Raw genomic sequence first — 442 nt, 5'->3', positions numbered from 1 at the left:
AAGTAACGAGCAGAAATACCTTTATAGGCTTGTAGCTCAGGTGGTTAGAGCGCACCCCTGATAAGGGTGAGGTCGGTGGTTCAAGTCCACTCAGGCCTACCAAATTTCTTTTGATGCTGCGTTATGCGCGCGGTCGTTTACCCAAGTAAACGTCCCTTCCGCATGCCTTGCCTGAAAAGAAATTACATTGTCTTAAAAAGATAATGTGACTCTCCGAGTGGTAGTAAAGGTCTCTGCAAGTGACTGTATGGGGCTATAGCTCAGCTGGGAGAGCGCCTGCCTTGCACGCAGGAGGTCAGCGGTTCGATCCCGCTTAGCTCCACCATAAGTCATTGAATATACTTCAGAGTGTACTGGAAACAGTATGCTGCGAAGTATTTTGCTCTTTAACAATCTGGAACAAGCTGAAAATTGAAACTTCAGCGCATCAATGAGTTAACTG

2 tRNA genes are annotated in these 442 nt (G+C 46.6%); both read left to right on the top strand.

Annotated elements, in window-relative coordinates:
- The first annotated feature begins 25 nt into the window (after positions 1-25).
- Positions 26-102, top strand: a tRNA-Ile gene (locus AC2A06_RS18865).
- Positions 103-249: 147 nt separating this feature from the next.
- A tRNA-Ala gene (locus AC2A06_RS18860) sits at positions 250-325 on the top strand.
- Positions 326-442 lie beyond the last annotated feature (117 nt).

The sequence above is a fragment of the Serratia sp. HNCC26DJ244 genome (assembly GCF_057180565.1).
The sequence above is the reverse complement of the archived record's forward strand: the minus strand, read 5'-3'. Positions and strand labels throughout refer to the sequence as shown.